This window comes from uncultured Shewanella sp., assembly GCF_947501665.1.
Taxonomy (GTDB): Bacteria; Pseudomonadota; Gammaproteobacteria; order Enterobacterales; family Shewanellaceae; genus Shewanella.
Window position 1 is genome coordinate 1 of record NZ_CANMWS010000011.1, and the last position, 22429, is coordinate 22429.

The 22429-nt window shown below is 39.2% G+C and carries 22 protein-coding genes and 1 tRNA gene; 8 read left to right on the plus strand and 15 right to left on the minus strand.

Annotation, left to right across the window (positions count from 1 at the left end; all coding sequences use genetic code 11):
• The 9 genes from Q0976_RS09805 to Q0976_RS09845 form a co-directional block, all read right to left on the minus strand.
• Positions 1-72: transfer RNA gene (locus Q0976_RS09805), tRNA-Lys, on the minus strand.
• Positions 73-271: 199 nt separating this feature from the next.
• A complete protein-coding gene (ybgF, locus tag Q0976_RS09810) occupies positions 272-994 on the minus strand; it encodes a tol-pal system protein YbgF (RefSeq protein ID WP_299493448.1) in 723 nt (240 codons plus the stop codon).
• A 21-nt stretch (positions 995-1015) separates the two neighbouring features.
• Complete coding sequence (gene pal, locus Q0976_RS09815; RefSeq protein WP_299493735.1) at positions 1016-1549, minus strand: peptidoglycan-associated lipoprotein Pal; 534 nt, start codon at positions 1547-1549, stop codon at positions 1016-1018.
• Positions 1550-1576: 27 nt separating this feature from the next.
• On the minus strand, positions 1577-2896 hold the full coding sequence (tolB, locus tag Q0976_RS09820; protein ID WP_299493450.1) for a Tol-Pal system beta propeller repeat protein TolB: 1320 nt from the start codon (positions 2894-2896) through the stop codon (positions 1577-1579).
• 9 nt (positions 2897-2905) lie between these two features.
• A complete protein-coding gene (gene tolA, locus Q0976_RS09825) occupies positions 2906-3844 on the minus strand; it encodes a cell envelope integrity protein TolA (RefSeq protein WP_299493452.1) in 939 nt (312 codons plus the stop codon).
• A complete protein-coding gene (tolR, locus tag Q0976_RS09830; RefSeq protein ID WP_299493454.1) occupies positions 3845-4282 on the minus strand; it encodes a protein TolR in 438 nt (145 codons plus the stop codon).
• A complete protein-coding gene (tolQ, locus tag Q0976_RS09835) occupies positions 4282-4971 on the minus strand; it encodes a protein TolQ (RefSeq protein WP_299493456.1) in 690 nt (229 codons plus the stop codon). Before tolQ ends, tolR begins: the two co-directional genes overlap by 1 nt.
• On the minus strand, positions 4961-5362 hold the full coding sequence (gene ybgC / locus Q0976_RS09840; RefSeq protein ID WP_299493458.1) for a tol-pal system-associated acyl-CoA thioesterase: 402 nt from the start codon (positions 5360-5362) through the stop codon (positions 4961-4963). The genes tolQ and ybgC overlap by 11 nt, the downstream gene beginning before the upstream one ends.
• Positions 5363-6200: 838 nt before the next feature.
• Positions 6201-7067, minus strand: a complete 867-nt coding sequence (locus Q0976_RS09845; RefSeq protein ID WP_299493459.1) for an OmpA family protein — start codon at positions 7065-7067, stop codon at positions 6201-6203.
• 191 nt (positions 7068-7258) lie between these two features.
• On the opposite strand from Q0976_RS09845, the gene rnt reads away from it, so the two are divergent.
• Positions 7259-7945, plus strand: a complete 687-nt coding sequence (gene rnt / locus Q0976_RS09850) for a ribonuclease T (RefSeq protein ID WP_299493461.1) — start codon at positions 7259-7261, stop codon at positions 7943-7945.
• Between the two features lie 128 nt (positions 7946-8073).
• On the opposite strand, the gene Q0976_RS09855 is transcribed toward rnt, so the two are convergent.
• Positions 8074-8679, minus strand: coding sequence for a peroxiredoxin C (locus Q0976_RS09855; RefSeq protein WP_299493463.1), 606 nt, complete (start codon positions 8677-8679; stop codon positions 8074-8076).
• Positions 8680-8992: 313 nt separating this feature from the next.
• On the opposite strand from Q0976_RS09855, the gene Q0976_RS09860 reads away from it, so the two are divergent.
• Positions 8993-10312, plus strand: a complete 1320-nt coding sequence (locus Q0976_RS09860; protein WP_299493465.1) for a Na+/H+ antiporter family protein — start codon at positions 8993-8995, stop codon at positions 10310-10312.
• Between the two features lie 72 nt (positions 10313-10384).
• On the opposite strand, the gene upp is transcribed toward Q0976_RS09860, so the two are convergent.
• A complete protein-coding gene (upp, locus tag Q0976_RS09865) occupies positions 10385-11011 on the minus strand; it encodes a uracil phosphoribosyltransferase (protein WP_299493467.1) in 627 nt (208 codons plus the stop codon).
• Positions 11012-11219: 208 nt separating this feature from the next.
• Here upp and purM point away from each other — a divergent pair, with 208 nt between their 5' ends.
• Positions 11220-12260, plus strand: coding sequence for a phosphoribosylformylglycinamidine cyclo-ligase (purM, locus tag Q0976_RS09870; RefSeq protein ID WP_299493469.1), 1041 nt, complete (start codon positions 11220-11222; stop codon positions 12258-12260).
• Entirely contained in the window at positions 12260-12904 is a 645-nt protein-coding gene (purN, locus tag Q0976_RS09875; protein WP_299493471.1) for a phosphoribosylglycinamide formyltransferase, read from the plus strand. Before purM ends, purN begins: the two co-directional genes overlap by 1 nt.
• A 9-nt stretch (positions 12905-12913) precedes the next feature.
• Here purN and Q0976_RS09880 read toward each other — a convergent pair whose 3' ends face one another.
• Entirely contained in the window at positions 12914-13042 is a 129-nt protein-coding gene (locus tag Q0976_RS09880; RefSeq protein WP_299493492.1) for a hypothetical protein, read from the minus strand.
• Between the two features lie 86 nt (positions 13043-13128).
• Here Q0976_RS09880 and Q0976_RS09885 point away from each other — a divergent pair, with 86 nt between their 5' ends.
• From Q0976_RS09885 to Q0976_RS09900, 4 genes are all read left to right on the plus strand, one after another.
• Positions 13129-13875, plus strand: a complete 747-nt coding sequence (locus Q0976_RS09885) for an HAD-IIA family hydrolase (protein ID WP_299493494.1) — start codon at positions 13129-13131, stop codon at positions 13873-13875.
• A gap of 179 nt (positions 13876-14054) precedes the next feature.
• A complete protein-coding gene (locus Q0976_RS09890; protein ID WP_299493496.1) occupies positions 14055-15692 on the plus strand; it encodes a M28 family metallopeptidase in 1638 nt (545 codons plus the stop codon).
• 548 nt (positions 15693-16240) lie between these two features.
• A complete protein-coding gene (asnB, locus tag Q0976_RS09895) occupies positions 16241-17905 on the plus strand; it encodes an asparagine synthase B (protein WP_299493498.1) in 1665 nt (554 codons plus the stop codon).
• 252 nt (positions 17906-18157) lie between these two features.
• Positions 18158-18958 carry a tetratricopeptide repeat protein gene (locus tag Q0976_RS09900; RefSeq protein WP_299493500.1) on the plus strand — a complete coding sequence of 267 codons (801 nt, stop codon included), beginning with the start codon at positions 18158-18160 and terminating at the stop codon, positions 18956-18958.
• Between the two features lie 150 nt (positions 18959-19108).
• On the opposite strand, the gene Q0976_RS09905 is transcribed toward Q0976_RS09900, so the two are convergent.
• The 3 genes from Q0976_RS09905 to Q0976_RS09915 form a co-directional block, all read right to left on the minus strand.
• Entirely contained in the window at positions 19109-21103 is a 1995-nt protein-coding gene (locus Q0976_RS09905) for an acetoacetate--CoA ligase (protein ID WP_299493502.1), read from the minus strand.
• Between the two features lie 377 nt (positions 21104-21480).
• The gene (locus Q0976_RS09910) at positions 21481-21738 is read right to left on the minus strand and encodes a DMT family transporter (protein WP_299493504.1); all 258 of its coding nucleotides are present in this window, start codon (positions 21736-21738) and stop codon (positions 21481-21483) included.
• A gap of 53 nt (positions 21739-21791) precedes the next feature.
• Positions 21792-22178 (minus strand): energy transducer TonB, encoded by a 387-nt coding sequence (locus Q0976_RS09915; RefSeq protein WP_299493506.1) that lies wholly within the window; start codon positions 22176-22178, stop codon positions 21792-21794.
• Between the last annotated feature and the right edge of the window lie 251 nt (positions 22179-22429).

A 22429-nucleotide genomic window follows, 5' to 3' on the forward strand; every position in this document is an offset into this window, starting at 1 on the left:
GGGTCGTGAAGGATTCGAACCTTCGACCAATTGGTTAAAAGCCAACTGCTCTACCGACTGAGCTAACGACCCATCTTCTATCAATTATGTTAATGATAAATAACATGTAAAACAGTTATTAACTATTAACTATTTGATACCTTAAAACGACTATCTCGTTCTGAGGGCGCCTATAATACCGTTTTAATCTCTTCATGCAAGCGCAAATTAAACCTTTTTTTCTAGTTGCCTGAAAAACAATCTAGAAGATTAATTTTTGAATTAGTTACCACTATAGCTCGGCTAGTTTTTGTTCTGCTATACGAGCGGCGGCACTATTTGCGTACTCTTTGATGACATTTTGATAAAATTTACGGGCACTCGCCGTGTTACCTTGTTTTTTCGCAATCATTCCTAATTTAACCATGCTGTCAGCCCGTTTCGTAGACTCTTTATATTTTTCAACAACAGTCGTAAAAGCCATTTGAGCTTGAGCTAAGTCTCCCTTGTTATACAATAACTGACCTAACCAATAATTTGCATTCGCAGCATAAGTAGAATTTGGATATTCATCGATAAACTGACGAAATGCCGGAATCGCGTCATCATATTTTCGATCTTTAAGTACTAAATTAACCGCTTTTTCGTAACTTGCTGTCTCACCTAACGAACTGGATGCTTGCTCTGTTGCCTCATTTGTCTTTGGCGCTGCCGCAGCATTCGTTAAATTAGCAATATCATCATATAGCTGCCTTTGACGCTGCAGCATTTGATTAATCTGATAACCTTGCTGTTCAGTCAATCCTCTTAAATCTAAGACATCCTGCTGCAAAGCGTCTAGCCGCTGCTGCATATCATATTCACTTTGCTGTTTTGCCTTAATAATCCTTTCTAACTGTGCCACTCTAGTATTAATAGAGCTTGAAGTAGTAGCAATATCCTCAACAGGAGCAGGCGCTGCAAAAGCAGCGCCTGTTGTAAGGGATATTGCCGCAATCAATGCGGCGACTTTCATAAACTGAACCCTGTACTTTTATTAATAGACTAAAATAGCTCGGCGGTTTTGAGCAAAACCTGCATCTGTACGTGAAGTATCAGCAGGTTTCTCTTCGCCATAACTCACAATACTCATTTGACTCGGTAATACGCCCATACTTTGTAAATATTTAGCAACTGACTTTGCACGTCGCTCACCTAAAGCAATGTTATATTCTGGCGTACCACGATCATCAGTATAACCTTCGATAACAACTTTTACATTTGAATGAGCCACTAAATAAGCCGCATGCGCTTTTAGAATTTCTTCAAATTGAGGCGTAATCGTACTGTTATCAAACTCAAAATAAATGGTATTTTCTTTTCTTAACTCTTGGAACTTAAGACGTTGCTGTTCCTCAGGAGAAACGATTGGCGCAACACCACCCGTTTGAACACCATTTGCTGACTCACTTGAGGTCGACCCATTGGTGCTTGTTGCATCGGTTTCAGTTTCCGATGTTGAACTACAAGCACTTACTGCCATAATAGGAAGTACTACCAACATCGCTTTAAAGAGCTTATTTAAATCCATCATTAAATCCTTAATCTTATAGTTTAGTTAGAGAAATGGTGACCAAGAAGGCGATTTTACTTCCCCTTGTCCCATTGGTAATCTTGCTTTAAATCGCCCATCCATCGATACCGCGGCCAAAACTTGTTTGCCTTGATAAGTCGTCCCATATATAACCATTGTGCCATTAGGCGCAATACTTGGAGACTCATCTAAGTGTGTCTCCGTCAACACTTGCATAAAACGGGTTTTTAAATCCATTCTGGCAATATGAAATTTACCTTTTGTTCGATTAACAAATACAATGCCTCTTCCGTCAGGCATCACAGTTCCACCTAAATTCCATTCACCTTCAAAGGTCAAACGGGAGATTTTTCCAGTGTCTAAATAAGCACGATATAACTGTGGCCTTCCCCCTCTCTCAGAAGTAAATAATAACGATTTACCATCTGGAAACCATTTTGCTTCTGTATCAATCGCATAATGATTTGTGACGCGCTTTAAAGCCTTTGTTGCAATATCAACAATATAAATATCCGGTTGCCCATCTTTTGACAGTGTAATCGCTAATTTCTTACCATCCGGTGAAAAAGCGGGTGCACCATTAATATTCGGATAGCTGGTCACTTTTGTTCTAGCCTGAGTATAAATATCTTGGATATAAATCTCAGATTTTTTATTTTCAAAACTCACATAGGCTAACTGTCTTCCATCTGGAGACCAACTAGGTGACATCAATGGCTCAGGTGAACGTAAGAGCATTTGCTCATTAAAACCGTCGTAATCTGCAATCATTAAACGATAAGGAAACTTATCGCCATGCTTGACAACAACATAAGCAATACGCGTTAAAAAGGCCCCTTTAATTCCTGTCAATTTTTCATAAACAATATCACTGATCCTATGCGCATATTGCCTAAACTGTGCTTCAGAGATCACAGCCTCGCGGGTATCAAGGAGCAAATCATTTTTTGTCGCCGTTGGATCCTGCTGAGCTTTAATTAAGTCTATCAAATCAAAACTAACTAAATATTGCCCAGCACCATAAGGTTTCACTGTACCCGCCACAACAGCTTCTGCACTCACTTTCCCCCAAGCAGCGGCATTAAAATCAATGATGCCAGATAATGCTTTTTGAGGTAGTCCAAATGTATCAATTGGATGAAAGGTGCCACTGCGAGCCAGATCAGATGTCACAACATCTGAGATTTGTGAAGGAACAGGACCTTGTCCCTCCCATTTAAACGGCATAACCACAATAGGACGTGCCGCATCAACCCCTTCGGTAATAACAATGTCCAATGCCGCCTTGACTGGGGCTGAACAAAGTACAAGTATTAAAACCAAATATTTTCCTAATACTTTCATAAGAATCCTTTAATTAAACTTATCGGGAGACACAGTTAAGTTGATTTCTCTTAACTTTTCATAAACATCCGGTTCTGCAGAGACAGGTAAACGCCCGGCTTTTGTTATTGCAGTTTCTGCTGCACGACAGACCACATTATCACCACCCAATGTTTTCACTGCCGTGACAAAGCCATCTTTTGCCAAACGCACAAACACTTTACAACTTTTCCCTCTCATGGATTCGTTAGTGACTAAGTTACGTTCTATCGTGGCTTTAATCATCGCACGATATTTATTGACCTCTGACATTAGCTGTTTATTTTTAACACTTGACAGATTAGCTTGCTCTTTTGCTAATGCTTCTTGCATCATTTTTTCTTGTTCTTGCCGCGCTTTCTCTTCAGCTTGTCGCTTACGTTCAGCATCTGCTTTTCGTTTGCGTTCATCGGCAGCCTTTTTTGCAGCAGCTTCTTCTTGCTGACGTTTCTCTGCTGCTTGTTTAGCCGCAGCCTCAGCAGCTTGACGCTCTTTTTCCTTTTGTTTACGTTGCACCTCAGCTTGTTGTGCTTTTTCTAACTCTTGCTGTTGCTTCACTTTCGCCGCTTTTGCCGCCGCTAATGCTTGTTGTGTTTCTTTCTCTTTTTGTTGGCGTTGTTGCTCAAGTTTTTTGATTTTAAGTTGCTCTTGCTCTCTGTCCTTGCGCGCTTGATCAGCTTGACGTTCCAGCTCATCTTGACGTTGTTTTTCCTTACGTTCTGCCGCAAGTTTCTGAGCCTTCAATTTTTCAACTTGTTGAGTAACTTGTGACTGGTTCACAACAACCGCTTGCAATGCAGGTGCACTAGCTTGAGGCATCACTTCAGGTTTATCATCAAAATTGATATTCAACACCAACAACACAATCACACCGATATGTATCGTTGCCGAAATAGAAATGGGTATACTTAACTTTGATTTTTCAGCCACCTATTTCTCCTTTTGCGCATCAGTCATTAATCCAACCGAAGGCACTCCTGCATTTTGTAAGGTCACCATTAGTTGAATAACTTTCTCATAGGCAATACTTTTATCCGCTTTAACAACAACGGGTCTTTGGGGCTCTAATTGAATAATAGCCGCCACTCTCACCGCTATTTCATCCAGACTCAGGGTCTGCCGATTACTGACACTCCCCACATCTAAATAATAATCACCTTGTGCATCAATCGATGCCACAACTGGCGGTTTACTGTCAGCGGGTAACGTTTCAGCTGCGCCTTGAGGCAAATCGACTTTCACTCCTTGTGTCACAATAGGGGCTGTGACCATAAAAATAATCAAGAGTACCAACATAACATCGATATAAGGCACAACATTGATCTCAGCCACAGGACGACGACGTTTTCGTTGATAGCCTTGCTGCATTATCCTTTATCCTTTTCGCTATATGCTTGACGGTGCAATATGCTGGAGAACTCTTCCATAAAATTAGCATACGCCATTTCAATCTTCTCAACTTGAGTTGAAAAGCGATTATATGCAATTACAGCAGGAATAGCGGCAAATAATCCCATAGCTGTTGCAATTAACGCTTCAGCAATACCAGGAGCGACCATGGCCAACGTAGCATTTTCCACTGCACCCAATGCAATAAAAGAATTCATGATGCCCCATACTGTTCCAAACAAACCAATATAAGGACTTGTTGACCCTATCGTTGCCAATAAAGGTAAATGAGTTTCTAAACTGTCCAACTCTCTAGACAGTGACACTCTCATTGCTCTATAACTCCCGTCCATCACCGCTTCTGGTACTCGACCGTTTAACTTACTTAATCTTGCATATTCTTTAAACCCAGTGACAAAGAGTAACTCAGTGCCAGTATTACTCTCTTGACGCGCGGAAAGCTCTTGATAAAGTTTATTTAAATCTACACCGGACCAAAATTTATCTTCAAATTTTTCAGTTTGTACTTTTGCTGAGGTCAATAATTTACGTCGTTGTAAAATGACCCCCCACGACACAACAGATAACGCCAGTAAGGTCAACATGACAAATTTAACCAGTAAACTGGCCTGTAAAAATAGACCAACTAAAGAGATATCAGCTTCCACAGGAAAACTCCTTGATAATATTTTTCGGTATAGCTTTAGCTTTCATTTCAGATAATGAAATACAAGCCACTAAGATCATTGCTTTACAATACACAGTTCCCTCTTCATCAACGAGTTGCTGCTCAAATAACAAAGAGGCACGATTAACCTTATTGACCTTGGTTTCCACTATTAAGTTCTGTTCTAATCTTGCTGGTTTACAAAAATCGAGTTCACTATGCTTAATGGCAAAAGCCAAATCATCGGCAAGCAAATCAGCTTGACTGATGCCAAGTTCATTTAACCACTGACTTCTTGCACGCTCAAAAAACTTTAAGTAATTGGCATGGTAAACCACGCCACCTGCATCAGTATCTTCATAATAAATAAAAATGGGCCAGCGAAACATCACGTTAATAAATGCCAATCTAAGTAAAAAGAAAGGCCTACTATACCTAGCCTATCGCCAATTGTGAATGCTCAGGCAAAATCAGATGCAACAATACATAACAAAAGAAAAAGCCTAAAAACACCATAAAGATCCAAATAAGCCCCGACTTTAGTATAAATCAATAAGACGAATAATAGACTCAACAAATAAAACAACAACTTAGACTTTGGTATTGTTATTCTTCATCAAGGTTGGCAAAGTGAATGTAAGTAGAAAATACTGTATGAATTTTATTGGAAAACATTAATAAATTAATAACATTAATTTATTATCATGCCGGATTAATAACATATAAAATAATTAAATATCATTTATTTATATGATATTAACTCACTTTTAGTGTGCATAACTCACCAATCCAACATTAGAATTACTAATCAATAAATACAGTTTTTCTCGTTTGTTATTATTAGATGATAATACTATCATTATTGCGTTCTCAGGAAGTGTCTACTAGCAGAGATGAGAACATAGAGCATTATGCTTTAGTGAATGATTATAGAAGTGTTTCCACAGCTTCTTGTGCATGACTTCCTTCCTTCAATTTGTTGATTGCAAAACATATTCTTGCAGCCCGCTGATATTCAGCGGGCATTTTTATTTTTAAAACCAAAAAATCAACTAAATTATCAAAAAGTAGAAATGGGTTTTACTTTTTAAGCATAGATTAAATAATTAATTATCATTAACATCATCATTTAACTACACTAACAGACTATTTTTTACACTTTATTGATCGTTGCTTTTTTAAAATCAATAACTTTCAAGTTAATTTATTTTACCTACTATCCCTTAATCACTAAGATTTGATGATCTTTATCACGACTCGCCGATTTTTATCCCTTTCCTCAATACTGCGATTAGAAGCCACTTGCCGCTTTTCACCATGAGCAAATGTCACAATACGATCATTATCAATTCCACTTGCAACCAATATCGCTTTAAGAGAATCAGCTCTATCTTGGGATAATGTTTGATTGTATTGCCGAGAGCCATAGCTGTCGCTATAGGCATCAATTAAAACCAACTCAACACTTGGGTCAACAGCCAAATAGGCATTAACTCGCGCTAACTGATGTTGAGCCATGTCTGTTAATTGATCACTACCAGAGCGGTAAGATAAAACTGTAAAAGCGATATCTTCAAATGAATACGGTAATAATTGAGATACACAAGCTCTAAAGGATTCATATGTCGACTTAAAATTAGCTGATGATAACCCTACGCTCACTCTATCTTGCTTGTTATACCAATCCAAATAAGAAAATGTTGGCTGCATACCTGAATTAAGTTGAGCTAACATACTCCAAGCTAAACCATCTAATAACTCACCATTAAAAGAAGGATAAAAATCTAATTCAGCCAAGACTTGTCCCACGGTGCCAGGACGCCATTTAGGCGCCATACTCTGTAACTGTACTTTGGTCAATTTACTGGGTTTAACCCACATATCTAACGTAAAGTTAAGATTACTTTTTTTATTGGCCTGACTGGTAAATATGGCTTTTCCATAGGCAGGAATATCATGGATTAATTGACACGATAACGGGTTATTAAGACTTAACTGCCACTGGGCCGTATCAATATCAGCAACAAATGTTCTCAATTGAGCTTTAACTGAAAAAGCGCAACATAGTATAACAGCTAACAATATACGCCATCGCATATCAACACACCTTTATTATCAAATAATATATTCTATCGACTCTACTATCGATAACTTTAGACAAGCAGCATTTCAAGTCACGATTTTCATCACGCATGACAATCATCCCTTTTACCCACGCTAAAAACATGCATTTTCAAGTCGCTTAGGGATAGGTATAATGCCACCAGATAAATAATTAGGATAAATGCATGACTGATATTTGCGACGCGCATAAAATGAAACACCGCTTTAGAGGCTACTTTCCTGTTGTCATCGACGTAGAAACAGCAGGATTTAATGCTCAAACGGATGCGTTGCTAGAAATAGCGGTAACGCTATTAAAAATGGATAATGAAGGTAACTTAATCTTAGATAAAACACTGCATTACCATATAGAGCCTTTTGAAGGAGCGAACCTAGAACCTGAAGCATTAGCCTTTAATGGTATCGATCCCACCAATCCACTTCGAGGCGCAGTAGATGAAAAACAAGCCTTTTTAGACATTTTCAAAGAAGTGAAAAAAGCACAAAAAGCCGCTGATTGTCATCGCAGTATCATTGTTGCCCATAACGCGGCCTTTGATCATGGTTTTGTCACCAAAGCCATAGAACGTAACGGATTAAAGCGCACACCTTTTCATCCTTTCGCCACTTTCGATACCGCCACTCTTGCAGGACTTGCAATTGGGCATACTGTATTAGCAAAAGCCTGTAGTATGGCTGGAATTGCATTTGATAATAAACAAGCCCATTCTGCTTTATATGATACGGAGCGAACCGCAGAACTATTTTGTCTTATTGTGAATCGTTGGAAGAGTTTAGGTGGCTGGCCCTTAATCGATGAGTCTCAAGAAAATAAAGCTGTAACCACCGAAGAATCCCTAAACGAAGCGTAAGAGATTACTGAGTCATCACTTATGATTCAGTTTAACTCAACGATACTCGATAAAATAAATGCATAAAAAAAGCTGCGATTATCGCAGCTTTTTTTTATGCTATTTAACGTTCTTTATATCAAGTCGCTTTATAGCTCGTCAGCATTATTACTTAGGTAAGATGCTACACCTTCTGGGCTTGCATCCATACCTTTGTCACCTTTTTCCCAACCCGCAGGACATACGTCGCCATGCTCTTCGTGGAATTGAAGTGCATCGATCATACGTAGCATTTCATCAACATTACGTCCAAGTGGTAAATCGTTCACCACTTGATGACGAACTTGACCTGCCTTATCAACAAGGAAAGAACCACGGAAAGCCACACCAGCTTCAGGATGTTCAACATCATAAGCCTTACAGATCTCATGCTTAACATCTGCAACTAAAGTGTATTTCACTTGCCCAATACCACCTTGATCAACAGGGGTATTACGCCATGCATTATGCGTAAATTGTGAATCAATCGATACGCCAATTACTTCGACACCACGTTTAGTGAATTCTTCAATACGGTGATCAAAAGCGATCAACTCTGAAGGACAAACAAAAGTAAAGTCAAGTGGATAGAAAAAGATCACCGCTGGCTTACCTTTAATAGCTTCGCTTAAGTTAAAGCTATCAACAATTTCACCATTACCAAGTACTGCTGCTGCAGTAAAATCAGGTGCTGAACGGCCTACTAATACACTCATTTTATGTCTCCATCTATGGATTGAATAAGATCATCTACAAAAAGCTACAGGCATTATAGGCAGTGTATGGCAAGGTACAACCTATTTGAGGCCAATATCGATAAATTTAAATTTAAATCTCCTTTATGTGAACAAATAGCCATCATTTTATCCTCACATAAATAGAGGAAATAGAGGAAATAGAGGAAATAGAGCTTATAACAGCTAAGTTATGATCTTTATATGTAAACAACAAATCATAAGCACTGGACAAGTGATAAATAGTCGTCACACTATAAGGCTTTTCGTCACTCAAACAATAAGAAAGAAGCTTATGAATGCCGTTGTGATTGCCGTTTGTTTAATGTTGGTGCTTAGTGTCGCCAGAGTTAATGTTGTTATCGCATTAACCGTCAGTGCGCTTGTCGCCGGACTGGTCGGGGGAATCGATTTACAACATACTGTTGATGCCTTCAATACAGGCTTAGGCGGGGGGGCCCAAATTGCCTTAAGTTATGCATTATTAGGTGCATTTGCCGTTGCACTCTCACATTCAGGATTAACCACATTAATTTCACAAAAAGTCATTAATGCCTTAGGTAAAGAGCAAAACTCCTCCAACCTAACAACCGTGCGCTGGGGATTATTATTGGCCATTCTTGCCATGGCTATTTCTTCACAAAATCTCATTCCAATTCATATTGCTTTCATTCCTATTTTGATCCCCCCTTTGCTACATGTTATGTCTAAGTTACACCTTGATAGAAGACTTGTTGCTTGTGTGATAACATTTGGTTTGGTCACCACTTATATGATTATCCCAGTAGGGTTTGGCGGGATTTTCTTAAACAATATTCTTCTAGCCAACCTCAATAATAATGGTCTTCATGCTGTACGCGAACAAATACCTGCCGCTATGTTACTGCCTGCCATAGGTATGATTGTAGGTTTACTCATCGCGGTGTTTATTAGCTATCGAAAACCAAGAGAGTATAGTGAGTCTGCGATTTTAAAAGCTGAACCTGAAGAAAAAGTACAAAAAAAGAATATTATGATTGCTATCGCAGCAATTGTGTCCGCGCTTACGGTACAACTTTATACAGGTTCAATGATTTTTGGCGCATTAATGGGTTTTATCATTTTCAGTTTTTCTGGTGCATTAAAGCATGTAGCCGATCAAGATATTTTTAATCAAGGTGTCCGTATGATGGCCAATATTGGCTTCATCATGATCTCGGCGGCAGGCTTTGCCGCAGTTATTAAAGCCACTGGCGATGTCAATACACTCGTGGCCTCACTACATGAAATCATCGGGAATAATAAACCTCTTGCAGCCTTTTTAATGTTATTGGTTGGACTATTGATCACTATGGGAATCGGCTCATCATTTTCAACTATTCCGATTATCGCAACAATTTATGTCCCTCTGTCATTAGGCTTTGGTTTCTCTGTACCAGCAACCATAGCATTGGTGGGAACCGCAGCAGCATTAGGCGATGCAGGCTCACCAGCCTCTGACTCGACCTTAGGTCCCACTGCAGGTTTAAACGCAGACGGACAACACGATCATATCAATGACAGTGTGATCCCCACCTTTATCCACTACAACATTCCATTACTGGTTTTTGGTTGGATTGCAGCTATGGTGCTCTAGTAAAGAATAAAACACGCAATAAAAAAGGGAGCATCAGCTCCCTTTTTTATTGCTCAACAAGATGGATGAGGATTATTTAGTCCCGAAAATTTTATCGCCAGCATCACCCAGCCCCGGTAAAATATAACCTTGTTCATTAAGACAATCATCAATTGCCGCAGTATAAAGTTCAACATCAGGATGCGCCTCTGCTAATGCAGCCACTCCTTCAGGCGCTGCAACCAATACTAAGGCTTTGATGGCTGTACAACCCCTGTCTTTTAGTAAGTCAATCGTCGAGATCATCGAGCCCCCCGTCGCAAGCATGGGATCAACCACCAAAGCAATACGCTCATGTATATGACTGGCTAGCTTTTCAAAGTAAGGAACAGGCTGCAATGTTTCTTCATCACGATACATACCCACCACCGAAATTCTGGCACTCGGTAGGTGCTCTAATACACCATCCATCATACCAAGACCCGCACGTAAAATTGGAACCACAGTTACTTTTTTACCTTTGATTTGCTCAACACTGACCGGTCCATTCCACCCCTCAATGGTCACTGTTTCCGTTTCAAAATCCGCTGTTGCCTCATAAGTTAATAAACTACCCACTTCAGCGGCTAGCTCACGAAAACGTTTAGTACTGATCTCACCTTCGCGCATCAATCCGACTTTATGGCGCACTAAAGGGTGCTTGACTTCAACGACTTTCATACTCTTAATCCTCATTTTATTGATATTTGAGACAACAAATTTGTACAATCTTAGTGTATTTGTTCTCGTTCTAAAACATATAATTTTCATATATAGGCCCTTATCACGCTTTAAAACACCAAACATGCCTTTCGAGCTATCTCGCAAACTGGTAGAATGGCGCCGCATAAAATCCTATAACGATGTACCCGTACCTGAGAGGATCTTCGTGAGCACTCCAACTACTCCATTGAGCTACAAAGACGCAGGTGTCGATATTGATGCCGGAAATGCACTTGTCGATAACATAAAATCTGCAGTTAAACGCACTCATCGCCCCGAGGTCATGGGCAACTTAGGTGGCTTTGGCGCCCTATGTGAACTCCCAACTAAATATAAACATCCTGTACTTGTATCTGGCACTGATGGTGTAGGAACAAAGCTCAGATTGGCTATTGATCATAAAAAACACGACAGTGTAGGCGTTGATCTGGTTGCCATGTGTGTCAATGATTTGATTGTATCGGGCGCTGAGCCTTTATTTTTTCTTGACTATTATGCCACCGGTAAATTAGATGTCGCCACTGCAACCTCTGTTGTCAATGGCATTGCTGAAGGCTGTCATCAATCTGGCTGCGCACTGATTGGCGGAGAAACCGCTGAAATGCCGGGTATGTATGAAGGCGAAGATTACGACTTAGCAGGTTTTTGTGTTGGTGTGGTCGAAAAAGAAGATGTCATTGACGGTAGTAAAGTAAAAGCAGGTGATGCACTTATCGCATTAGCCTCAAGTGGCCCTCATTCCAATGGGTTTTCACTCATTCGTAAAGTTCTCGAAGTCAGTGGTGTTGACCCACTCACTCTTTTAGAGGATAAACCTTTAATCGACCACTTAATCGAACCTACCAAAATTTATGTTAAACCCTTGCTAAAACTTATCGATGCATCCGATGTCCATGCAATGGCTCACATCACTGGCGGTGGTTTCTGGGAAAATATCCCTCGCGTATTACCCGATGATTGCAAAGCCATCATTCAAGGCCAATCTTGGCAATGGCCAACCATCTTTCATTGGTTAATGCAACAAGGTAATATCAGCGAATTTGAAATGTACCGTACTTTTAATTGTGGTGTCGGTATGCTCATTGCTTTACCTGAAGATAAAGTTGACACTGCACTTGCATTATTAGCTGAAGAAGGCGAACAAGCTTGGCTTATGGGTCATATTGCACATCGTCAAGCCGATGATGAGCAAGTGGAGATAATTTAATGAGTCAGCCTTGTCGTATTCTTGTGCTTATTTCTGGTAGTGGCAGTAATTTACAAGCTATCATGGATAGCTGTGATGATAATCCACAAGCTGATATCGTTGGGGTTATCAGTAACAACCCTAATGCCTACGGTTTAACACGTGCTCATATGGCTGAGGTCAACACCAGCTGTATTATTCCTCATCAAGGCGAAAACCGTCTTGAATATGACAAACGTCTCATTCCAGTGATTGATCAATATCAGCCAGATTTAATCGTGTTGGCTGGTTTTATGCGTATTTTAAGTGATGAATTAGTGCTGAGATATGAAGGAAAAATGATCAACATACATCCTTCTTTACTGCCTAAATATCCTGGTTTAAATACCCATAAAGCGGTATTAGCATCCAATGATAAAGAGCACGGGGCCAGTGTCCATTTCGTGATCCCCAAACTGGACGCTGGCCCCGTTATTTTACAGGCTAACGTTCCCGTTTTTGATGAAGACACACCAGACACCTTAACGGAACGCGTTCATGAACAAGAACATCGAATTTATCCTTTAGTGGTTAAGTGGTTCAGTCTAGGTCGACTCAAAATGCATGCAAACCAAGCCTTTTTGGATGATCAATGTCTGCCTATTAATGGCTACGCACCAGACTAGTCCATAGTATCAAGCACCCTGCCACCATTTATTCTGTTTATCACGATAAATGGTGGCTAATATTTCCCACTTTGCCTCTGCAATAATCCGTCCTTTTATCACAACATAATAAAAATCAAATACTCCCTTGCTTAACATGCCAAAAGCTCCTTGTTAATGCCGCTCCCTTCCAAAAAATGATATACTTTGAAAGAGTTTATTTGGCAATCAAGTGGAAGTAATCAATGAAAAATATTATCTGTGATATCGATGGCGTTCTTCTCCATGACAATAAGCTTATTCCTGGCAGCGATGTCTTCATTAAACGTATTTTAAAACAAGGAAATCCGCTTGTTTTATTGACAAACTATCCCGTTCAAACCGCAAAAGATCTTCAAAATAGACTCGGCGCAGCAGGTATCGCGATCCCTGAATCGCATTTTTATACCTCCGCCATGGCCACTGCGGATTTTTTAAAACATCAAGATGGTAGTAAAGCCTACGTCATTGGTGAAGGAGCCTTAACACATGAGCTTTATAAGGCTGGCTTTACGATCACCGATATTAATCCTGACTTTGTTATTGTCGGTGAAACACGCTCTTATAATTGGGATATGATCCACAAAGCAGCCAAATTTGTTGCTCAGGGTGCTCGGTTTATTGCCACAAACCCAGATACACATGGCCCCTCTTACAATCCAGCTTGCGGAGCATTATGCGCCCCTATTGAAAGGATAAGTGGCCGTATGCCCTTTTATGTCGGTAAACCCAGTGCATGGATTATTCGTTCTGCACTGAATCACCTTAAAGGCCACTCTGATAACACGATTATTATTGGTGATAATATGCATACTGATATCCTTGCCGGTTTTCAAGCTGGATTAGAAACCGTATTGGTTACCAGTGGCGTCAGTCAATCAAGTGATATTAACCAGCAGCCTTTTAGACCCAATCATATCTTTGATTGCGTGAAAGACATTAATATCGTTTAATTGTTATAAAAAAGCTTTATTTTTTAGAATAATAGGTACAATTTAAGTCGTCATAATTACATTCTCTTACAGTCTTTCATTTCTTTTAATTCCTCCAGAAAGGCATAATACTCATTAGATTTTATTTAACATTAACTGTGGTTGTGATAAAAAGAACAAAAATTTAACAGGAAATAAACATGCGTGTATTCGTATTATTTTTATTATTAATACAAATTATCGCTTGCAGCCCCAATGAAACTGCAAGCAGAACGTTATTTGATGAATCTCATTTTCGTCAAGATATTAAAATCCTTTCATCGGATAAATTTGAAGGTCGCGCGCCCAATACTTATGGGGAAAAACTCACCTTACAATTTCTCACTCGCTCCTTTGAAGAAATGGGCCTAAAAAAACCAAATGGTAAAAACTACTTACAAGCAGTCCCAATGATAAGTTACGCCGCTTCAAATGAGCAAACCATTCGATTAGGTGATCTAAACCTACAAAACCACCAAGACATTATGCTCAATAGTCGTCATGAACAAAAGAATATATCTATAGAACAAGCACCTTTAGTCTTTGTCGGTTATGGTATAAATGCACCAGAATACCATTGGAATGACTACCGAGATCTGGATATGAAAGGCAAAATCGCATTAATTTTGGTCAACGATCCAGGGTTTAAACATCCTAACAGTGAATTATTTAATGGAAAGGCCATGACCTATTATGGACGCTGGACTTATAAATTTGAAGAAGCCAGTCGCCAAGGTGCATTAGGTGCCATTATCATTCATCAATCTCAAGCAGCAGGCTATCCTTGGTCTGTCGTACAAAATAGCTGGAATGGCCCACAACACGATCTGCAACCCGATAAAAATGACAGCAATAATCGTGTATTAATCGAAGGCTGGCTCACCTTTGATAGGGCTAAGCAGTTGTTTAAACAAGCAGGGTTTCCACTCAAAAATTTACTCGATAGAGCATCTGCCAGTGAAATTAACCTGCCTCTAAACATGACAGCTTCTATTTCATTTGAAAATAAAGTAAGTTATTCAACTAGTTACAATGTTATCGCCACACTACCAGGCTCAACACAGTCTGATGAACATATTCTATTCACTGCCCATTGGGATCATATCGGTACTGACAAACAAAAATCAGGCGATAATATTTATAATGGTGCCGTCGATAATGCTTCTGGTACTGCAGGGATGTTGGCCATAGCCAGAGAATTTATCAAACAAGCAAAAGAAGATGGCCCACAAGCACGGTCTTTAACTTTCATTGCCACCACAGGAGAAGAACAAGGTTTATTAGGCTCTCGTTATTATGTTGATCATCCCATTTATCCACTCAGCGAAACCGTTGCTGTGTTTAATTTAGATAGCAGTAATATTTATGGTCCCACCACAGATTATATTATCGTTGGCAAGGGTAAGTCTGAACTAGAAAATTATTTGATAAAAAACGTCACGCGACAACATCGTCATGCGATCAGTGAAGCCAAACCAGAAGTCGGTGGGTTCTTCCGCTCAGATCATTTCAGTTTTGCTAAAAAAGGTGTGCCAGCGGTGTTTGCTGGCGGCGGTAATCAACCCATTGATGAAGCAACTGCCATCAAAAAGGCACAAATGAAAAAGAATGTACAAGGCTGTTATCATGATATTTGTGATGAATACCGAGAAGATTGGGATTTACGCGGTGCACTGGAAGATCTCAATGTATATTTTAATGCTGCAAATGAATTATCAGATAATAATGATTGGCCAGGTTTCTACGAAGGCACTGAATTTCACATATTAAGACCCGCACACCCTCCCGTTACCCATTAAAAACGACTGTGCAAGTGACAGATCTTTAACGTGTCACTTGCCTTACTTTAGTTATACCAACCTGAACTCGGATTAAGCAGCGCCGTTAAATATCACAATTTTAGCGCCTATCTGTGTTCTGCTTTCTACTCATAGCGGGCTATTAGGTACGAAACCCTGCCTTGATATCGACCAAAATATCGGCATTTAGAAAAAGATGACATAAATAAAAACACAAAAAATATAAATGCAAACAAGTAATACAAAAAACAAAACAAACTCACAAATTAACAACAAAAATAGTGTTATGGAGCATTATTCAATATTGTTACGCCTTCATTGCAGAACCCACAATCTTTGCCCCTCCAGCACTAGCAATTATCGTATAATATCAAAAAAAAACCATCTAAAATGAACAATCAATAATATTAAGCACATTTAAATGAGGATATCATCATTAAAATGCCACTTTTTATGAATAATTCCACTTTTTAAATTTGTAAAAAAAGCCACTTAATGTCACAGTAGACTCAATTCAATACCAGATTGCCCTGCTCAGGAGTTTTACTATGTGTTCTATATTTGCCATTTTAGATATTCACTCAAATGTGACAGCACTGAGACAAGTTGCCCTTGAAATGTCAAAGTTACTGCGTCATCGTGGCCCTGATTGGTCAGGCATTTACAGCAGCGATAAAGCCATACTAGCCCACGAACGCCTCGCCATTGTAGACATTGATAACGGTGCTCAACCTCTAATCAGTCAAGATGGCAACCTTATTTTGGCTGTTAATGGAGAAATATATAACCATAAAGCACTGAAAGCAGAACTCGGTGAAAAATATCAATATCAAACCCTGTCAGATTGCGAAGTCATTTTAGCCCTGTATCAAGAATACGGAGTCGATTTTCTTGATAAGCTTAATGGTATTTTTGCGTTTGTTCTCTATGACAAAAGCAAAGATACTTACCTCATTGGTCGAGATCATATGGGCATTATTCCTTTGTACACAGGGCGAGATGAAGATGGACAATTTTATGTTGCATCTGAAATGAAAGCCTTAATGCCTGTTTGCAAAACCGTTGATATTTTCAAACCTGGGCATTATCTGAGTAGTGAGCAGAGTGAACCTGTCCATTATTATCAACGAGACTGGCGAGCTTTTTCAGAAGTATCAGACAACGGCGCCAGTGTCGAAGCACTCCGTGATGCATTAGAAGGTGCAGTTAAACGCCAGCTCATGTCAGATGTGCCTTATGGTGTACTGCTCTCGGGTGGACTTGATTCATCTGTGATCTCCGCTATTACCCAGACCTTTGCGAAGCGTCGTATAGAAAATAACAGTGAAACCAGTGCTTGGTGGCCACAATTACATTCTTTTGCCGTTGGTTTAGAAGGGGCACCGGATCTGATCGCAGCCAAAAAAGTAGCTGATGCCATTGGTACCATACACCATGAAATGACCTTTACTTTTCAAGATGGATTAGATGCATTAATTGATGTCATTTATCACTTAGAAACCTATGATGTCACCACCATTCGCGCTGCAACGCCCATGTACTTAATGGCAAGAAAAATTAAAGCCATGGGCATTAAAATGGTGTTATCGGGTGAAGGCGCAGATGAGTTATTTGGTGGTTATCTGTATTTCCATAAAGCCCCAAATGCTCAGGCCTTTCATGAAGAGTTGGTCAGAAAACTGGATAAACTCCATTTATATGATTGTTTACGGGCTAACAAAGCAATGGCTGCATGGGGCTTAGAAGCCCGCGTACCTTTCCTTGATAAAGAGTTTATGGATGTGGCTATGCGTATTAACCCTGAAGCAAAAATGTCAAAAGATGGCCGTATTGAAAAACATATTCTACGAGAAGCGTTTGAACATAAGCTGCCAGAGTCTGTGGCTTGGCGACAAAAAGAACAATTCAGTGACGGTGTGGGCTACTCTTGGATTGATGGACTAAAAGATCATGCTGAGACACAAGTTAGCGATCAACAATTAGCCAACGCGGCATTTAAGTTTCCTCATAACACACCAGCCACGAAAGAAGCTTACTTTTATCGCTGCTTCTTTGAAACGCACTTCCCATTACCCAGTGCGGCAGAAACGGTACCAGGTGGCAAATCCGTCGCTTGCTCAACACCAGAAGCGCTGGCATGGGATGAAAGTTTGCAAAACATTGTAGACCCTTCAGGTCGTGCCGTTCAATCTGTTCATGATAGTGCCTACTAACTCCAAACACCATAAAATACCTGACATTAACTGTGCCGATATTGTTTATTCAATATCGGCAACTAGTCCTTCAATTTACCTCATAGCAAAGTACATGAGTCTCAAAGTTAGACCTACAACAAGATGCGCTTATAAGCAATTGTATAAATAGATTATTTACACCAGTTAATCGAACACGTTACAGTATTAAACACATAAGGAAAAGCCTATTTGAAGCAATAAGGCTAATGACAGCAAGATTCTAGGACATCCATGCGTTTTTACCATTTTTTACTCATACTACTGCTTTCATCAAACCTGCCCTGTTACGCCGCCATTAACCCAGAACACATTCAATTGGGTGACATACTGATCAATAAAAACCATCAACAATGGTATACCGTCCACATTGTTGCCTTAGACAAAAATGAACAGCAGCAAGCTGTTGCCCATAGCATTATCTATCAAAGCCAAAAACATCAACCCACACTGGCCACACTTGTTCGCAGTAATATTGCCAACCAACATGCCCAAATCGATATCAATGATTTCAAAGATTGGCATCGATTGGCTCACAAAAAGCCAACAGCCGCTGAGCTTAAAGGTTATATCCATTATCTCAAGCACACCCATTTTGAACGCTATGTGCATTTTACTGGACAAAATAAAGATAAAATTATCTCAACCTCCATGGCATTTGACAAAAAAGCCAATGATGAGAAGCGCCTTGGCCACCTCGATAACGCCATCAATTTATACAAAAAGGCGATTTCACTCTACCCCAAAAACACCAGTTCGATGGAGCATTTAGCCTCCTTGTATATGGAAACTGATCGATATGAAAAAGCACTCACCTTATTTGAGACATCCTTAAACATTCACCCAAATAACAGTACCGGACAATTATTACTTGGCCAATGTTTACTGCACATGCAACGCTTTTATCAAGCCAAACGGATTTTTCAAGATGGTATTCATTTATTTCCAGAACAAAAAGCTTTGTTTGTTCACTATCATCAGTGTGCATTAGAAGAACAAAACAACCAATATCAAAGACAAGTAATGAATTTATGAAACATCTCATATTAAAAATAATACCAATCTCAGTAAATTACACTGAAAATCAGAATATTCACCAAATAACCTGAACGAGGATAAGCAGCGTCGCTAATAATACTATTTTGAATGGAGCGGTTTAACGCAAGTTCAAATTAAGTCATTAACTCAGCTACTCAGCTCTGGTAAATGCTTAAAAAATGCCAACGATTCAGGGTTTTTAAGTGCATCGGTATTATTAACGGGTAAGTTATGAATAACATTCCTCACCGCCAATTCAACAATTTTGCCTGATATTGTTTTTGGAATATCTGATACTTGAATTATCTTTGCTGGAACATGTCGCTGAGTCGTATTATCTTTAATGGTTTGTTTAATGATATGAATAAGCTCTTCTTGTAATACCTTACCGTCACGTAATACCACAAACAATATTATTCGCACGTCTCCTTCCCAGGCTTGACCCACCGCAATAGACTCTAGAACGTCATCCACTTTTTCAACTTGACGATAAATCTCAGCAGTTCCAATACGTACCCCACCAGGATTCAGTACCGCATCCGAACGCCCATAAATAATGACCCCTATTTGCGATTCATGTTCAACTAATTCGGCATAATCCCCTTGTGCCCATATATTGTCGTAACGCGAAAAGTACGCCTCATGATATTTATGACGAGCAGGATCGTTCCAAAAATACACCGGCATAGAAGGAAAAGGCTTAGTACACACTAACTCTCCCCTTGCATCTTTATCCTTATGCCCTATTAATGACTTTCCTTGTGGACTTAATACTTGCACAGACATCCCTAAACCAATGCATTGTAATTCGCCACGATAAACAGGCAAAATAGGACAACCAAGTGCAAAGCAAGAAATGATATCGGTACCACCAGAGATACTCGATAAACAAAGATCAGATTTAATCTCTTGATAAACATAATCAAAGCTTTCATGAACTAAAGGAGAGCCTGTCGACAACACTGTTTTTAGATGGCTTAAATTATGACTCATCCGTGGTTTGACACCCGCTTTTTCAAGCGCCGAAATGTATTTTGCACTGGTACCAAAGACAGTGACTTTCTCTTTTTCGGCAATATCCCAGAGTATTTCAGGGCTTGGGGAAAACGGTGAGCCGTCATATAAAACAATGCACGCTCCTGTCATTAAACTCGACACAAGCCAATTCCACATCATCCACCCACAAGTGGTATAGTAAAAAATGGTGCTCTTGTCTGTTAAATCAGTATGAAACACCAATTCTTTATAATGCTGTAATAATGTTCCACCAGTATCATGTACAATACACTTAGGTACCCCCGTCGTTCCTGAGCTGTACATAATATAAAGTGGATGTTCAAAAGCATTAGAAGTAAACACGATATCTTCATGTGCTAATGCTTGAATATCTGAATAAGAGTAACTCTTTGCTTTAATAAGAGGAAGCTGTTGCTTTATTTCTTCTGCGGATAACTGCACATTAATATAGGGGACAACAACAAGGTATTCGACGCTGTCTATATGAGGCAATATACGATTAATGCGCTCAAGGTTATTTTGTGTCTTACCATTATAAATATATGCATCTGTGGTAATAATAACCTTAGGGGTTATTTGTCCAAACCTGTCTAATACGCCTTGAAAGCCAAAATCAGGTGAGCAACTTGACCAAATGGCGCCTAAGCTGGTGACAGCCAGCATAGAAATAACCGTTTCAGCAATATTAGGCATAAAACCTGCGACTCGGTCTCCTTGGGTCACCCCTTTTGCTTTTAACCAATTGCTTAAGTTAGCCACTCGCACATATAGCTCAGCATAACTTAGCTTTTGCTGCCGTCCCCTTTCATCATAACTCACAATCGCCAGCTTATTGTCTCTTCGCCTGAGTAGATTTTCAGCAAAATTAAGTGTCGCTCCTTTGAACCAGACCGCTTTTTCTAATTGCTTTGTATGTTCAAGCACACAAGTATAGGGGCTGTGAGAGACAAAACCAGCAAACTCCCACACATATTGCCAAAAAAGTGCCGGTTGATTAATCGAGAAGTGATATAAGGACATGTAATTGGAAAAAGAATGCCCATGTTGTTTTAAATAAGCCATAAATCGAGTGAGATTACACTGCTTTATGCTATCAAAAGAAGGCGTCCATAATGGTATAGCCATAACTTCAATCCATTGACGGTAAGTGCTTATATCAAATTTTAGTTTGTGTTTATCGCAATTGCACTCTCAATTTCCCCCGCTCAAAAATAAACCTCGTTGTTATTACGCTACTTTCATAACATTCAGCATCATTTTAACCTGAACTCGGGATAATGAATGTCTAGCTTAAAAATAATCATGTAAAAATCAATTAATTAAATTGATTTTTTGTTTTTATTTTTGTCATTTTTTAATGCCAATATCTTGGTCGATATCAAGGCGGGATGTCTTACCTAATAGCCCGCAATGAGTAGAAAGCAGAACATAGATAGGGGTCAAAATAGCAATGTTTAACGGCCCAGCTTAACCCGAGTTCAGGTTGATTTAGCAATATACACTCATTTTGATGTTGCTGACTGTGATGATGAAAGTTTTGAAATGCCCACGCCCGCTATAATAAGCGCTCCCCCTAACATCATATTAAATGTGATCATTTCTTCTAAAAATATCGCTGAAAAAATAAAAGTGAATATAATAGACAAACTGAATAATAATGCCGCTGTGACTGTAGAGACTAATGCGGCGGCTTCATACCAGAAAATAAAAGCAAGTGCAGTCGGAAATATACCCAATAATAATAATAATCCTCCATCCAATATGGTGATTGTAAAGTGAGAAAAACAAAGAGGGCGTCATTAAGACATAAAGACTAAAATCTAAACTCAATACGCATTGTCACATAAACAGGCACAGCCAAAACATTCGACTCTGCTTTTTTATATTTTATTTTACTCAAAGCTTTCATTCCACTGTAATCCCACAAACCTTCAGGCTCAGATTTTACAATCTCAGGGTTAAAAACATGGCCATTTGAATCAATTAAATATTTAATTTCAACAAATCCATCAGTACCTTTAGGTGGCATTTTTTTCGGCCCAATATTCATCCTAAAATAGTCGTTATCTTGGATCCAATACTGTGCTAGTTCGATGGCATCAACCTGTTTTGGATTTTGATTTAACTTTATCTCAGGGGGACTCACACAAGCCGATAGCAAGGAAAAAAACATCCCCGCTAATATTAATTTTAGTGTCATATTATTCTCTTAATTATTTTATATTCTACTTCATATTGCATTAAGCGCATTACAAGTCACATAGCTTAATACACAACCCTATCACTATATTCATTATCAAAACGTCATTAGCCTGACTATTAATAATCAAAACTCAATATAAGCATCTATCGTCAGGATCATTATAAAAAGTCATCTTATGAATTAACATCATTAATTTCAACAATAAATCAACATTACAAATGTAAATTAAAAAGCATGCCCAAATAGCA

Coding starts and splice junctions, on each gene's coding strand:
- ybgF (WP_299493448.1), bottom strand. CDS start 994: ATGAAAGTCGCCGCATTGATTGCGGCAATATCCCTTACAACAGGCGCT.
- pal (WP_299493735.1), bottom strand. CDS start 1,549: ATGGATTTAAATAAGCTCTTTAAAGCGATGTTGGTAGTACTTCCTATT.
- tolB (WP_299493450.1), bottom strand. CDS start 2,896: ATGAAAGTATTAGGAAAATATTTGGTTTTAATACTTGTACTTTGTTCA.
- tolR (WP_299493454.1), bottom strand. CDS start 4,282: ATGCAGCAAGGCTATCAACGAAAACGTCGTCGTCCTGTGGCTGAGATC.
- Q0976_RS09845 (WP_299493459.1), bottom strand. CDS start 7,067: ATGCGATGGCGTATATTGTTAGCTGTTATACTATGTTGCGCTTTTTCA.
- rnt (WP_299493461.1), top strand. CDS start 7,259: ATGACTGATATTTGCGACGCGCATAAAATGAAACACCGCTTTAGAGGC.
- Q0976_RS09855 (WP_299493463.1), bottom strand. CDS start 8,679: ATGAGTGTATTAGTAGGCCGTTCAGCACCTGATTTTACTGCAGCAGCA.
- Q0976_RS09860 (WP_299493465.1), top strand. CDS start 8,993: ATGAATGCCGTTGTGATTGCCGTTTGTTTAATGTTGGTGCTTAGTGTC.
- upp (WP_299493467.1), bottom strand. CDS start 11,011: ATGAAAGTCGTTGAAGTCAAGCACCCTTTAGTGCGCCATAAAGTCGGA.
- purN (WP_299493471.1), top strand. CDS start 12,260: ATGAGTCAGCCTTGTCGTATTCTTGTGCTTATTTCTGGTAGTGGCAGT.
- Q0976_RS09880 (WP_299493492.1), bottom strand. CDS start 13,042: ATGTTAAGCAAGGGAGTATTTGATTTTTATTATGTTGTGATAAAAGGA.
- Q0976_RS09885 (WP_299493494.1), top strand. CDS start 13,129: ATGAAAAATATTATCTGTGATATCGATGGCGTTCTTCTCCATGACAAT.
- Q0976_RS09890 (WP_299493496.1), top strand. CDS start 14,055: ATGCGTGTATTCGTATTATTTTTATTATTAATACAAATTATCGCTTGC.
- asnB (WP_299493498.1), top strand. CDS start 16,241: ATGTGTTCTATATTTGCCATTTTAGATATTCACTCAAATGTGACAGCA.
- Q0976_RS09900 (WP_299493500.1), top strand. CDS start 18,158: ATGCGTTTTTACCATTTTTTACTCATACTACTGCTTTCATCAAACCTG.
- Q0976_RS09905 (WP_299493502.1), bottom strand. CDS start 21,103: ATGGCTATACCATTATGGACGCCTTCTTTTGATAGCATAAAGCAGTGT.
- Q0976_RS09915 (WP_299493506.1), bottom strand. CDS start 22,178: ATGACACTAAAATTAATATTAGCGGGGATGTTTTTTTCCTTGCTATCG.